This is a genomic window from Kamptonema animale CS-326, assembly GCF_028330895.1.
Classification (GTDB): domain Bacteria; phylum Cyanobacteriota; class Cyanobacteriia; order Cyanobacteriales; family Microcoleaceae; genus Kamptonema; species Kamptonema formosum.
This window is the reverse complement of sequence record NZ_JAQMUA010000296.1, coordinates 1-12,621: the sequence shown is the minus strand read 5'-3', so window position 1 is coordinate 12,621 and position 12,621 is coordinate 1. Positions and strand designations below refer to the sequence as shown.

Below are 12,621 nucleotides of genomic sequence, written 5' to 3'. Positions count from 1 at the left end.
CAATCGCCTAGTCTCTGCGATTGCTTCGCTTCGCTCGCAATGACAAAAAAGGGGTAGTAAAACCGGATTTAGGGTGAGATCGTGCAATGCGTAAATCCTCTATTGCAAACTCAACGACCAACTAATTAAACGATTCTGATTTTACCGGAAACGACTTAATTTCCTCCTCAAGAGCCATCCGTACTCTTTGCCACTCAGCCTCAACTTTTAACAACCGATCGTGAGCCATTCCTAAATCTAAAATCTGTTCTTCTCCGGCTTCACTAACAGCACGAGCCATATATTCCAAATCCTTGCATAATTCCGACAAAACCATCGCTCCCAAATTAGCACTACTTGACTTCAGCGTATGAGCTGCTACCTTTAGATTACCAGCATCTCCAGCCGCGATCGCCACCTTAATACTATCCAAATATCGAGGCGCATCCCCAAGGAAAATATTAATTAAGTCCACCAAAAAATCGGGTTCATCATCATCATCATCGTCAAGTTCGCGGAGACTTTGCAAGATTTGAGCATCAATAGGTGGATTTTTCTCAGGAGAAAGAGAGAAAGATGAAGGGATAACCCCATTATCAGATTTACCTAAAAGCCCTGAATGCTGCAACCCCAAAAGATCGGCTCCCTCCCTCAAAATAGGCTTACATTTACTTAAAGCATTAGCCAATTCTTCGCGGCGGACAGGCTTGGTAATATAATCATCCATACCCGCAGCCAGACACTTTTCGCGATCGCCTTGCATCGCATTAGCAGTCATTGCAATAATCCGAGGTCTTAACTGCTCTGGCCATTCCTGACAAATACGGCGCGTTGCTTCTAACCCATCCATCTGAGGCATCTGCACATCCATCAACACTACATCATAAAATTGCTTCCTTAAAGCCTCTAAAGCCTCCAATCCATTACCCGCAATATCTGCTCGATATCCAATCCTTTCTAGCAAGTGTGTAGCTACTTTCTGATTCACCAAATTATCCTCTGCCAACAAAATCCTGATCTGATTACCATTGCGACCATTCTCACCAGAAGAAATATTTGTTCCGATCGCATTGCTAATCGCTGGTAAAGTTCCATTCGTTTGATTTACAGAATGTTGTTCCTTCACATGAGGGGAGTTTTTCACCCCTGAATTCAAACTACCAACATCTACAATTTCCGTCTTTTTACTTTTAACTCCCCCATCCCCAAAAATTTGCAGCAATACATTATAAAATTGAGATTGTTTCAGAGGCTTAGTCAAAAAGCCCGCAAAATTAATTTCTGCATTTTCAAGTTTTTTCCATACTTCTGCTTTACCTAAATAAGTAAACATCACCATCGGCAACCGTCGCTCTGGCTCATTTCTAACTGGCTCCGAGCCATTGACTAAGTGCGAATAACCTAGCTCAAAATTCCGAATCTTATTTGCTAGAGCTATGCCATCCATATCTGTCAAATTCATCGCTAAAATCGCTAAATCAACCATAGGATTGTTTTGAAGCAATTGCATAGCTTCTGCTCCCGTTGAAGCAGCAATCGGGATCATTCCCCAATACTGGGATAGCTTAATTAAAACTTGTCGATTAGTATCATGATTTTCCACAATTAACAAGCGCTTGCCCTTAATAAATTCTGGCGGTTCCTCCACAGATCGAGACTCAACAGCTTGGGCAATAACTGTAAAATAAAAAATAGAACCAGACTCCAATATTTGCGTATCAACAAAATGTTCTGGCGGACTTCCAGCCATACTTTGTCGCGTTCCAATTGGGGGAGAATGAGAATTTCCAGCTACAGGTGCAGCCTTGCTCACTACCCACATTTTACCGCCCATCATCTCGCTCAAACGCTGGCTAATAGCTAAACCTAAACCCGTTCCTCCATATTGCCGCGTCGTCGAAGCATCGACTTGAGAAAAAGCCTTAAACAAGCGATCCATTCGATCGGGAGGAATCCCGATTCCCGTATCCTTAACAGCAATTTGAATTTCGTAAGGTACGGGTACTTGGTAATTAGATAGTGGTAATTTATATAACTCTTCCCCATGCCGTTCTGAAATCTTCCGCGCCGTAACTGATACTACAATTTCTCCAGCTTCTGTAAATTTCACGGCATTGCCGAGCAGATTTACCAAAATTTGGCGCAGTCTAGTGACATCTCCTAATACCTTAGATGGAACTGAAGAATCAATTAAATAAGCTAATTCTAAACCTTTTTCCGAAGCTTTAGGAGCGAGCAAATCCAGAGATTCTTCAATACAAGTCCTCAGTTCAAAGGGATGCTGCTCTAAATCCATTTTTCCAGATTCAATCTTGGAAAAGTCAAGAATATCATTAATAATAGTCAGCAAAGCATCACCGCTAGTACGGATCGTCTCCACAAAATCTCTTTGCTCAGGAGTTAAATCCATATCTAAAAGTAAACCAGTCATCCCGATTACCGCATTCATAGGAGTGCGAATTTCGTGACTCATAGTAGCTAAAAATTCACTCTTAGCTCGGTTAGCAACTTCTGCTGCTTGCCGTGCTTGCTCTAAAGCTTCGTTTTGCTCTGCTAATTGTTCCTGCCTTTTAACTTCCGTTTCTAAAAGGTGTGCCTGAGCAAGAGTAATTCCTACTTGAGCGGCGACATCTTCTAATAGTTCAATTTCATCAGTTGTCCACTGGCGAGTCACATCGCACTGTTGTAAAGTAATAATTCCATTCGGTTCACCCTGATAAGAAGTGCGAACAGAAAGCATAGATTTCAACCCAATTCTGCGGCACATAGGAGCCGAAGATTCTAATAGGGGATCGGCAAAAACATCGGGAGAAGCTAAAGCTGCATCTTCAGCGAGTAACTGTTCCGTATAAGGATTATAAGTGACAGAAAGTTCTAAATCTAAAGTAGATTCATAGCCCGGTTCTAAATATTCAGCTACGCAAGGGAGATGGGGATAAGGTTCAACAATATAGCTGTGAATTGTACAGCGATTGACTCCAAACACCCGACCAATTTGGGTAGCAGTAGTTTGGAAAATCTCTAGAGTATCTAACTTGGAACGAACTTTTTGAGTGATTTGCTTTAGTAACAAAACCCGCTGATATTGGCGCTGTAAAGTTTGTTCCCGTTCTTCCCGTGAAATTTCAGTACCAATATAAATCGCCATTAACTTGAGAATTTCTACTTCTACCGGCTTGAAAGGCGACCTACCAGCGGGAGAGGTAAAACTAAGAGTACCGTAAACTCGGCCTTGCACCATCACGCGAGCACCGATAAAAGCTTCTAATCGGCGGACTGTATAGGCGGGATGGTGTCGCCACTGCGAAGTCCCAGCCGATTCTATAGAAATGGGTTCGAGCGATCGCACTACCTCGCGCTCAAAAGTTCTCCCCAAAGCAAAACCATCTCCTTTCGCAAATCCGAAGGGGAAATCTTCTGGTAAATAAGCAGCAATCACCTCATAGCGATCGCCCGCCACTCGCCCCAAAAGTCCAATATCCATCCTAAAACGCTCGCACCCCATTGCCAGCAGCCGAGAAATTCGCTCCTCAAAATTGCCATTTGTCCCTAAAGTCACCTCATAGAGCGATCGAATTGCCTCCTCGCTTTCCCGCAAATCCTCCACAGCTTGAATCTGATGGGAAATATCGCGCAGCGTCCCAAAAACTCCCGTAACTGCGCCTTGGGAATCTAACATTACCTGAGCAAACATTTCTACCGTAATAAAGTTAGGCTCGATCGGGGATTGAGGATGCAGAATTTTTAATTCTGCATCCCCGACTTCCAACTTTTTAACAGAGAGCTCCCGCCGATAAAATTCCGAGCGAAGTGTAATTAAAGACTGAAATAAGTTTGTACATTCGGTTTGGTTTTCTGGATGAATCCAATCTAAAAAATTAGTCCCCAAACACTCAGAAACCGAAAAACCTGTAATCGCAACCCAAGCTGGATTCAGAAAAGTCCAAACACCTGCCGTATCGATCTGGAAAATCGCTGTTTCCTTAAGGCCTGAGAGCACTTTTGCATACTGTGCCTCATTTGTCCGCAGATCGATCTCCAACTGCTTACTGAGGGTGATATCCGTATTAGTCCCTACCATTCGCACGGGTTCACCAGCAATATTTCGCAGTGCTTGACCGCGAGCGAGTACCCAGACAATGCTCCCGTCTTTGGAGAGCATCCGAGACTCATTAACGAAGTTAAGGGTCTTCTTTCCTAAATGGTCTTCTAAAGCCGCCCTTAAGTCATTAATATCATCTGGGTGGACGCGATTGAACCATTCCTCAATGGTGTTAGAAATTTCGTGGCGATCGCAGCCTAACATCTCCTTCCAACGCACTGAGTAAAAAACTTCCCCAGTTTGGATATTCCAATCCCAAATCCCATCGCTATTAGCTCGAATCGCCAGATTTGCCCGTTCTGAGCTATCTTTAAAAGCCTCCTCTATTTGTTGGCGATCGGCTTTAAGGCGGTTGACCTCAATCTCAGCTTTGTGCAGTTGAGAACTAGACTGCTCGATTTGGCGTTGCAATCCTACTAAGCCAGAATGTAGCGATCGCGAATCCAGAGCTTGCAGAAGAATAGTTCTAGGATTCACAATACCCGTAGGATGCCCCGTATCGTTGACCATCACCAGAGGTAGTTGGTCATAGGTTTTATGCAGCATAGCCAGAGCCGATTCCAGGGTATCCCGCGATCTGATCGGCGACGGGGAGTTGCTACATACTGTAATCGCTCTAGTTTTGCTCAAGTCAAGCCCCAAGGCTTGCAACTGTAAAATATCGCGAGAACTAACAGCCCCAATCAGCTTACCCGTATATTTTTTATGGCTGTCAGCACCGCTGGAGCCATTAATTTCTAGTTCTTGACCGTTTCCCCCTTCCGTAATCAGTACATAGCTAGCGTTATGTTTAAACATCAGTTGCGCCAGATAACGCACAGAAGAATTAGCCGGTGCGTGAATGATTCTCGATTGGTGAATTTGGGGGATTTGACCGACTTTGATTAAATTAGCGGGGAGTAGGAGGGGTGGGGATGGGGAAGATGGGGAAGATGGGGAAGATGGGGGGGATTTAGCTACCCTACCTCCCCTACCTTCCCCTCTCTCCCATCCCCAGTCTCCCATCCCGAATCCTGTTTCCAAGAAGCTTTGAGGAGTAATCATACCCACGAGCTCCTCAGAGTCGCTAACGATTGGTAAGTGTCCGATTTGGTGTTTGCGAAGCAGCGCGAAGAGGGTGAAAATGTCAGGAACTTGGGATTCTCTTGCTGAGATCACAGACCTAATCATGATTTGCGAGAGCGGAAATCCCCTTAAACTTGCGCCAATCGAGTTGAGCTGTATAATATCTCGCTCTGTCAAGATACCCAGAATAGTTGCAGGGGCGACTGTAGGAGCCAAAAACGATGCTGCTCCCCTGCCATTTGCCTCTGCTTTCTTGCTGTCTTCCCCTGTCGAGACTCCTGTACCTAAATGTTGTTCTACTACCAGTACATAGCTAGCACCAGCGCTACTCATCTGCACGATCGCATCTTCCACGGACGTTTGAGGAGTCGCCGTGAGAGGATTGCGATTGATGGCCACACTAACAGAGGGGATAAACATCAGGGGGCTAAGAGTGAAATTTGCTGGAAAACCTGACTGTGGCTAGCGGGTTGGCTAATAGGCTCAGAAGGCACGGTGGGCGCGACACTACCCGCTCCTACTTCCAAAATATTGGCATCCAGAGTTAATTCCGCACCACATCCTCACACCGGACAGGTTGCTTAAGCACAGTTCCATTTGGATTTGTAACGGAGCTTGCCTCTTGCTAGTATGCTTGGAGGCGCGAGCGCAACCAGCCTAATGCAAATATATTGTTACCTTAAGGGATTTGCCAAAACACAAAGCCCTAAAAACACTACTGGCATTTCCCAGCAGCTCTAAGAACGCGGCTAACCCTAGCACAACCCAAGGAGAAAGGAAAAAGGTAGCATCTGACCGCAGAAGCAACTAAGCACTCGCGATCGCGGCGCAAAGTACCAGTTTTCTAACTCCCCCAAACACACCAATGCACCCTAGATATCTCATACAGTTCCGATCTTAGGCATCTGCAAACCGCTAATTTCCCAGTAGCAGAGACCCCAGGATACTGTTGTCACTGAGTAGCGAACGGACTAGCAGCTCATAGACTTGCCACTGGCAGTCTCAGGCTAAGCCGAGTTTTACTCATATACTCCCACATTAACAAAATACTGCCAGCCGGCCAGATCCAATTGGTCGATGTGAAGCTTGATTTGCCCCTTCATGAAACTTACAGACTTTTCGCCACGAAAACCCACCCCTTCAGGGGTCGGGATGAGTGGATGCGGATGAGAGCCGCATTGCCATATTCTTTACATTCAAGTTACTGGGAACTCGTGACTTAAACTTTTATCAGCCGAAGCAAATCAAAAGAGTCAGGGTTGTCAAAAGAGCCGATGGCTTCTATTGCCAATTCCTAAATCAAAGACTCGTTCTTTTAACGGCATTGGTTGCACCTGGCTGCAAGCTGAACAAGTCTTTGATGACGTATATCAAGGGTAAATTCAATTTTTTAAGACTTGTTAATAATTAGCTTTTTTTTGTTCACAAAAAGTGATAAGGAGGTAAAGCCTCTCCTAGTTGTATCTCCCAATGGGGGCAAGTTTTTTGCAAAGTCTGATATCTTTCTAAAAGTAAATATTCGTCTTGAAAGTTGACTAAAACATAAATCCGCCCTTCCCCATCTGCTGTTGGTTCCACTGTTGCAGATGGATAAGTTTCGCTAGCCAGCGTACAAGCTTTTTGCCACTCTGCGGCTTGAGCTTCATTAAAATCTTGGATTTGTTGATATCGCTGCTTTTTAGCCAGAAAATACTGCCTTCCTCCTGTTTCCAAAGGTAATGGTTCCTCTGGCGGCAAAAGGGGTGTAAATTTTAAGCTATATTCGCCTTTTCCCTCAAGTTGTTCTAACTTTTCTAGGTATTTTTGACTTTGAGATTTTAAGTGCTTCTCCAAGGTTTCTGTAGACGCGAAATAAGTCCCGAAGCGTAGGGGTAAAACAGAAGTTTGGCGAAATACTTGACAGATGACCCGATCGTGGGCTAAAACTGCCTGCATTAATCGATCGCTGTCATCTTCAAAGGAGACTACAGATATTTCTGGCTCTACAAGTACGGATAGGCGATCGCTACTAAAAATCTGAACTTCACCTGCAATTCCACTAGGTAACTCTAGGGGAGTGAGAGGTGTTTTGAGCAGAGCGTAAGTGTGAAGGTTATACTGATGAGACTCCACAAGTTTATGTTAATAGTATGATATAATTTTAACACCTGCGGTAATCTGTGTCTAGTTATTTAGCCGACAGATTCTTGTAAGGTGGGCGCTGCTATCATTTAATTCGATTAGAAAAAAGAGCATCGTAGCAGCGCCCACCCTACTATTAGAAATATAATAGGAGTTGTTTATGTCTTTACTTCGCGCACGCGGTAATATCATTCCCAAAATTAGCACGATGCCTCGACCGAAGACTGAGGCTTCAATGCAGCTAGAGCTTTACAAGTTGGCAATGGAAAAGCAGCGGATTCAACAAGAATTGCGGGTTTTGGAACAGCGAAAGCAACAGTTACAAGAACGCTTAATTATTGTCAATAACGAGGTTGTTGAAGTCGAAAAAAAAACTATAGAATTGCGCCTCGGCGTTCCTGATGTACCTCAGTCAGCGACTCCTAAAACCATTGCTGATTCAAAAAATTTAGATACTTTTTACCTGGAATATTAAGCATTATAGCAAGCGATTGCTATATTATCGATTTTCCAGCGATCCAATTACTCATGCCACCTCAACAATCAACTCCCAACAAGGAAAGCCCCAAAGTCCGCTATTTTGAGTTCTTGGTTGTTTTAAGTTTAGGAGGAATTCGATAAATAACCCAGTTGGGTGTTTCCTGATAGAGTTCCAAGGTTTTTTGAATGTAGGCAAGCAATTGAGGATTATCTTTGGCAATTTGATTATTGCCATATTTAACAATTCCCATCCAATCTGCTCCCTGGGTAATCAGGTCTTTCAAGAGTAAAATTAAAGTATCCTCTTTTATTTTCTCTCTCCAATTAAAGCTATTTTTTCTAATGCTGCCTTGATAGCTCTCAGGAGGAAAAACCCAGCCACGTCGTTGACTATAATAGATCGCGACGGGATCGCCACCTCCCCGATTAGCTATCGTAACAACAAGGTCACTTGGTTGAGTTATTTGCTGCAAAGCTATCCCTAGTTCGTAGCCATCTTGTGACCAAGGATAATACCACGACTTTAACTGTTTATAACCAATTCCGGAAATGATTAGGAGTATGGCTATTATCAAGGCTAATGCTGAAGATGAACCTCCGACTCGCTTGGCGAGGGAAACTATTACCATCAAACCATTTCCTGCTAAAGCAGCAGCGGCGGGGTTGACAATATTTAAGTTAGAGGGATTTGCTACAAGCTGTTGAGCACCTATGAAGTAATAAATCCCAAAAGCAAGTATCCACCAATGAAACATCCCTGGTACTCGTACAGCTACCTTACTTGAGCGTTCCTCAAATTCCTGGGTAGGAACTTGATAATGAGGGGGAACGACGAATAAACCAATAGCAACAAGTATCAGGATGGGATACGTCCACAGCCAGTTATAAATATGATCGTATAGTTTAGGAAAGAAATATTTTTGTTGCCACCATTCACGTAACTGACTATCCCATATCCAGTTCCCGCTGCCAGCAAAGTGGTAAGGCGGATACGTCAGAGCAAGATGCCTCGCCCACAAATAATAGGCAATTACTGGCAGGAGGACTGAAATAGCAGCTACTCCAATTAATGTTAGCTTTTTCGGGCGCAGTAATCCTCTATGACCCAGGACAACAAATATTGTATAGAGCATCGGAATGCCAATGATTAAACCTGGAAGTTTAGTTAAAAAGCCCCAAATTGCAAAGAGGGTGGCAAGCAATAAATAGTACCAACGGTCAGTTTGTAGGTAAGCAATCAGCATCCAGAAACTTGTTACAACTAATGCAACCATTGCTGGGTCGGGAAGGAAAGACCGATCCAGATATATATTTCCGGGAAAAATCGCGAGAATTGCGGTACTCATCAGAGCGCGATCCCGATCCCAAATCCTAGAAACTAATTGATAGAAGGCAAATATTCCCCACAAACTAAACAGGACAACGATGCTGCGTCCTACCCAATCATGCTGTCCCAATAAAGTATAGAGAATGGCTGTAATATAAGTAACTGTTTGAAATTCCCGTCCATTATAGCTAGGCCCTGGCCCATCCCAGCTAACTTCTGGGTAGAAGATATTCCAATTTCTGCGATAGAAGTTTTCGGCCATCATGGCTGTGCTTGACTGCCGCCAACTAAAGCTATCAACAAATGGCTGATTGATATTAATAAATCGGAAAATAGCTGCCAATATAAGAATTGATATCAAGATATAAGTAGTGTTTCTATAAATTGAAATTTTCATATTGGCGCAATGCAATTCTAGTCTTACTCACCTAAGAACTACTCTTCGTCTTCTTTTTCATTTGCCATATCTTCCATTTCCTGCATTTTGATTAACAGGGCTTCCTCCTGTTCCTCAAAGTCTTCTTCGGAAACTTCTCCTAAATCAAAAGCTAGCTGTAAAGCTAATAATTGCTTGCCCAAATTTTCGGTTTCATTGAGTTCAGAATCAACCCGTTCTTGGATTTGTTCGCCAATCCACATTATGCCACTAATTGGGCCTAATAAAGGAAGAGTTAATAAATCAAAAAGCATAAGTTTTTCTCCAATTTAACTAAGTTGAGCAAAGGTATAAGGTGCAGTAAAATTGTTATAGCGAATTCGCAATCTATCGCCAAATTTTAGGTCTATTTCTTCGACTGTTTCCCCAAACTTAGGTTCGCTTTCCCAAGGAATCAAAAAAGCTGCATTATAAATCATTCCTTCCCTAAGCATAGCACTTTCTATTACTTCCACAGCCAAAGAATTTAATTCACTCCGAAAAGCATGAACTACTGTTTCCTTCCGATGTTCTAAAGCAGCCTCAATCATTTGACCAATGTGGATGATTTGATCCATACTCAGCGCTTGACCTTCCAAGGAATCTCGTTTTTCTTTTAAGCTTGGATTTGATTGCATTAAGGCTTGCAATTCAATATTACCATCCCAAAATACTTTAACACTAACCTCTTGCAAGCCTGTTAATTTGGCAAATAATTCTTTGAGTTGAGTTTGATAAGGGTTAGTTAGTTGTTCTGTCACCGCCTCCCAAGTTTTTATTACCATCCCAAAACGTAGAGGTAAAAGTGTGCGAAAACCTGCGGACATTGCTTCTTCTAAAACTTTTTCGTGACTTAGTAAGTGGCGGCGCGAAGCTAGATATTTTTCTTGGGTAGCTTGGGAATACAAGAAGGTAAAACAGTCCAAATTTTTGCTATGAACTGGTTTTTGGTCGAGTCCTTTTAAGTTTAAATTGCAAGGGCCAGGGGTAGGGAAAATTCCGTAAAGGTAAAAGCCACAATCCATACATTTTTAATTTTTAATTTTTAATTTTTAATTGAGTCCCGCTGTTCTGCTAGCCGCTCATAAGCTGTGCTAAAATGAGTCGTAGTAATTTGAATCGCACTCGCATCGGATAAACTTTGGGCGCGGTAGCAACGGATGGCTTCAACTGCGGCTTGATTGCTAAAAAGTGCTAAATCGGCACCGTTCCAACCTTCTGTTAAAGTTGCCCAATATCCCAAATCTACTCGATCTAAAGGTCTGTCTTGATTGTGTATTTCTAAAATTGCTAAACGGTTTTCTAGATTTGGTAAGTCTACCTTTAATTGTAAATCTAAACGACCGGATCTAAGTAAGGCGGGGTCAATAATTTCCGGGCGGTTAGTAGCGCCTATTAGCAGAACATTTGAAATGTGATGAAGTCCGTCTAATTCTGTTAATAATTGTCCCACTACGCGATCGCTTACTCCTGAATCCCCACTATGACGACCCCGCGCGGGGGCTAAACTGTCAATTTCATCGATAAACACTACACAGGGAGAGGCTTGACGGGCTTTAGTAAATAATTCTCGCACGGCTTGTTCTGACGCGCCTACCCAACGACTGAGTAATTCTGGCCCGTTGACGCAGATAAAATTTGCCCTAGCTTGGGATGCGACTGCTTTTGCGAGTAAGGTTTTGCCGGTTCCTGGTGGCCCCCAGAGTAAAATTCCTCGCGGTGCGATCGCTTTAGTTTGGCGGTAAAGTTCTGGATGTAAGAGTGCTCCTTCCACTGATTCCCGCAGAGTTTGTTTGATGCTTTCTAGTCCGCCAATTTCTTCCCAAGGGACATTCGGAGATTCTATTTCTACGCTTCGCAATACGGCGGGTTTGATTTCTTTAAGGGCCTGCAAAAAGTCGGAGTGAGTGACACTCATGGTGTCGGGAATTACTGCTTCTAATTCGGGGATATGACGACGTAAGGCGCTATAGGCGGCTTTTTGACAGACTGCTTTTAAGTCTGCGCCTACAAATCCTACTGCTAAATCGGCGATCGCGCTTAAGTTTACTGTCTCATCTAAAGGTTGCGATCGCGTCAGAATTTGCAAAATTTCCAATCTTCCCTGACAGTCTGGTACGGGAAAATGGACTTCGCGATCGAAACGACCTGGACGGCGCAAAGCAGGGTCGAGATGGTCGGGACGATTAGTCGCCGCTAGCAGAATCACGCCTTTTGTTTGGGCAAAACCATCCATTAAACTTAACAGTTGAGCAACAAGGCGCTTTTCTACTTCCCCTTCTACTTTACTGCGATCGGGCGCGAGGCTATCAATTTCATCAATAAATACTAAACAAGGAGCATTTTTCGCTGCTTTTTCAAATATTCCCCGCAATTTTTGCTCAGCTTCGCCGTAATATTTACTCATTACTTCGGGGCCGGCGAGGGCAATATAATTAACACCTAATTCATCAGCTAGAGCACGGGCAGTGAGGGTTTTTCCCGTTCCTGGTGGCCCCACTAATAGCACGCCTTTTGTCGGTTCTAAGCCCAGTTTTTCCAGTAATTCTGGCCGTTTGAGGGGAATCGCAACTAATTCTTTAAGTTCTTTTAGGACTTTATTAAGTCCGCCTACATCTTGAAGAGAAGGGATTTGTGTCGGTGGGGTAACGCTGGGTTCTGGCCCGGTAGTTTCAGTAGAGGTAGGTTGGGTACGGATGCGGGTAGTACCGATATCCGTTTTGGGAGTTCCAGAACGGGGGATGTTTCCTTGGCGAGGAATGCTACTTAGGGGACGGGTGTTAACTTGTACGTCCGCTTTGAGTTCTCCGCTTTGTATTTTTTCTTCCAGGGTTTTTGCTAGTTCTAGCAACTGATCGAAACCTTTGAATAAATCGTTCATGGCATCCTCAGCTAGCGTAGTTTCATACTAACATTTATGTCAGAGTTCGTTAGGATTTTGTGGCGATCGCAATGTATCTAAATAATTTTTTAGGCAATTTTATAGGACTTATAAGTAGTTGGACAGAATTAATTACACAAATAAGTAGTAGAATACATCCAGATAAACAAGTTGTGTATTAGTGAGGAAATTTTATGATATTTCTGAGAGAAATAAATCCTCTATCAGCGAAACTACTGAGGCGAATTTAT

At 43.4% G+C, this 12,621-nt stretch carries 7 protein-coding genes and 1 pseudogene; 2 read left to right on the top strand and 6 right to left on the bottom strand.

The window, feature by feature from the left end; genetic code table 11:
- Nucleotides 1–121 precede the first annotated feature (121 nt).
- Nucleotides 122–5,566, bottom strand: coding sequence for a response regulator (locus PN499_RS17525; protein WP_272033380.1), 5,445 nt, complete (start codon nucleotides 5,564–5,566; stop codon nucleotides 122–124).
- Nucleotides 5,567–6,338: 772 nt separating this feature from the next.
- On the opposite strand from PN499_RS17525, the pseudogene PN499_RS17520 reads away from it, so the two are divergent.
- A pseudogene (locus tag PN499_RS17520) lies at nucleotides 6,339–6,440 on the top strand (RNA-guided endonuclease InsQ/TnpB family protein); the annotation flags it as partial.
- A 128-nt stretch (nucleotides 6,441–6,568) separates the two neighbouring features.
- On the opposite strand, the gene PN499_RS17515 reads toward PN499_RS17520, so the two are convergent.
- On the bottom strand, nucleotides 6,569–7,258 hold the full coding sequence (locus PN499_RS17515) for a GvpL/GvpF family gas vesicle protein (RefSeq protein ID WP_272033379.1): 690 nt from the start codon (nucleotides 7,256–7,258) through the stop codon (nucleotides 6,569–6,571).
- Nucleotides 7,259–7,427: 169 nt separating this feature from the next.
- Between PN499_RS17515 and PN499_RS17510 the strand changes: the two genes are divergently transcribed.
- Complete coding sequence (locus tag PN499_RS17510; RefSeq protein ID WP_272033378.1) at nucleotides 7,428–7,742, top strand: hypothetical protein; 315 nt, start codon at nucleotides 7,428–7,430, stop codon at nucleotides 7,740–7,742.
- A gap of 100 nt (nucleotides 7,743–7,842) precedes the next feature.
- On the opposite strand, the gene PN499_RS17505 is transcribed toward PN499_RS17510, so the two are convergent.
- From PN499_RS17505 to PN499_RS17490, 4 genes are read right to left on the bottom strand one after another with little or no spacing between them, the layout of a single operon-like run.
- On the bottom strand, nucleotides 7,843–9,471 hold the full coding sequence (locus PN499_RS17505; RefSeq protein ID WP_272033377.1) for a glycosyltransferase family 39 protein: 1,629 nt from the start codon (nucleotides 9,469–9,471) through the stop codon (nucleotides 7,843–7,845).
- A 38-nt stretch (nucleotides 9,472–9,509) separates the two neighbouring features.
- Nucleotides 9,510–9,764 carry a gas vesicle protein GvpG gene (locus PN499_RS17500; RefSeq protein ID WP_272033376.1) on the bottom strand — a complete coding sequence of 85 codons (255 nt, stop codon included), beginning with the start codon at nucleotides 9,762–9,764 and terminating at the stop codon, nucleotides 9,510–9,512.
- 15 nt (nucleotides 9,765–9,779) lie between these two features.
- Complete coding sequence (gene gvpF, locus PN499_RS17495; protein ID WP_272033375.1) at nucleotides 9,780–10,514, bottom strand: gas vesicle protein GvpF; 735 nt, start codon at nucleotides 10,512–10,514, stop codon at nucleotides 9,780–9,782.
- 20 nt (nucleotides 10,515–10,534) lie between these two features.
- Nucleotides 10,535–12,370, bottom strand: a complete 1,836-nt coding sequence (locus tag PN499_RS17490) for an AAA family ATPase (protein WP_272033374.1) — start codon at nucleotides 12,368–12,370, stop codon at nucleotides 10,535–10,537.
- Between the last annotated feature and the right edge of the window lie 251 nt (nucleotides 12,371–12,621).

Bases quoted from the DNA above. Each gene is read 5' to 3' on its own strand.
- PN499_RS17525 (WP_272033380.1), bottom strand. From the start codon at position 5,566: ATGTTTATCCCCTCTGTTAGTGTGGCCATCAATCGCAATCCTCTCACG.
- PN499_RS17510 (WP_272033378.1), top strand. From the start codon at position 7,428: ATGTCTTTACTTCGCGCACGCGGTAATATCATTCCCAAAATTAGCACG.
- PN499_RS17505 (WP_272033377.1), bottom strand. From the start codon at position 9,471: ATGAAAATTTCAATTTATAGAAACACTACTTATATCTTGATATCAATT.
- PN499_RS17500 (WP_272033376.1), bottom strand. From the start codon at position 9,764: ATGCTTTTTGATTTATTAACTCTTCCTTTATTAGGCCCAATTAGTGGC.
- gvpF (WP_272033375.1), bottom strand. From the start codon at position 10,514: ATGGATTGTGGCTTTTACCTTTACGGAATTTTCCCTACCCCTGGCCCT.
- PN499_RS17490 (WP_272033374.1), bottom strand. From the start codon at position 12,370: ATGAACGATTTATTCAAAGGTTTCGATCAGTTGCTAGAACTAGCAAAA.